This window comes from Streptococcus sp. GMD3S (assembly GCF_000298695.2).
Taxonomy (GTDB): Bacteria; Bacillota; Bacilli; order Lactobacillales; family Streptococcaceae; genus Streptococcus.
The window spans coordinates 1-1379 of record NZ_AJRC02000070.1; the positions used below are offsets into that span (position 1 = coordinate 1).

General features: G+C 40.8%; 2 protein-coding genes. Both read left to right on the forward strand.

Going from position 1 to position 1379, the window contains the following annotated elements:
• Positions 1 to 1118 (forward strand): glycoside hydrolase family 88 protein (locus tag GMD3S_RS0210215; protein WP_025173021.1); only part of this gene is annotated, 1118 nt, incomplete at its 5' end.
• A 10-nt stretch (positions 1119 to 1128) separates the two neighbouring features.
• On the forward strand, positions 1129 to 1379 hold a 251-nt coding region (locus GMD3S_RS0210220), incomplete at its 3' end, for a PTS sugar transporter subunit IIB (protein WP_025173022.1).

Below are 1379 nucleotides of genomic sequence, written 5' to 3' on the forward strand. Positions count from 1 at the left end.
TCGGTCAGGCAATTGAAAAGGTTATTAGGCAGTTAGAACTCAACCTTGACTATTTCAAGGAAGATTTCCCCACACCAGCTACCTTTGATAATGTCTATCCAATTATGGATAACACAGAATGGACCAATGGTTTCTGGACGGGAGAACTGTGGTTGGCTTATGAATACAGTCAACAGGATGCATTTAAAAACATGGCACATAAAAATGTTCTTTCTTTTCTGGAGCGTGTCAATAAGAGAGTAGAGTTGGATCACCATGATCTCGGTTTCTTGTACACACCGTCTTGTATGGCTGAATATAAGATAAATGGAGATGGAGATGGAGAGGCTAGAGAAGCAGCCTTGAAAGCTGCAAATAAGTTGATTGAACGCTATCAAGAAAAAGGTGGCTTCATTCAGGCTTGGGGAGACTTGGGCAAAAAAGAACATTACCGTTTGATTATCGACTGCTTGCTCAATATTCAACTCTTGTTCTTTGCTTATCAAGAAACAGGCAATCAAAAATACTACGATATTGCAGAAAGTCATTTCTATGCTTCAGCTAATAATGTAATCCGTGATGACGCTTCGTCCTTCCACACCTTCTATTTTGATCCTGAGACAGGTCAACCCCTTAAAGGTGTAACGAGACAAGGGTATAGTGATGATTCATGCTGGGCACGTGGTCAATCATGGGGAGTCTATGGTATTCCTTTGACTTATCGTTATCTGAAAGACGAGTCCTGCTTTGACTTGTTTAAGGGTGTAACCAATTATTTCTTGAATCGTCTGCCAAAAGATCATGTTTCTTATTGGGATTTGATTTTTAATGATGGTAGTGATCAATCACGAGATTCTTCAGCAACAGCTATCGCCGTCTGTGGGATTCATGAAATGTTAAAACATCTCCCAGAGGTGGATGCTGACAAAGATATTTATAAACATGCTATGCATGCCATGCTTCGTTCCTTGATCGAACATTATGCAAATGATCAATTTACCCCTGGTGGGACAAGTCTCCTCCACGGTGTGTACTCATGGCATTCAGGTAAAGGAGTGGATGAAGGCAATATCTGGGGTGACTACTATTACCTAGAAGCGCTTATCCGTTTCTACAAAGACTGGAACCTATATTGGTAGGAGGAGAAATATGACAACGCCAAATATTATTATGACCCGTATCGATGAACGGTTGATTCACGGGCAAGGACAACTTTGGGTAAAATACTTAGGTTGTAATACGGTCATTGTCGCCAATGACGAAGTGAGCACGGACAAGATGCAACAAACTCTGATGAAAACAGTTGTGCCAGACTCAGTTGCTATGCGTTTCTTCCCTTTACAAAAGGTGATTGATATCATTCACAAGGCTAACCCTGCTCAAACAATTTTTATCGTTGT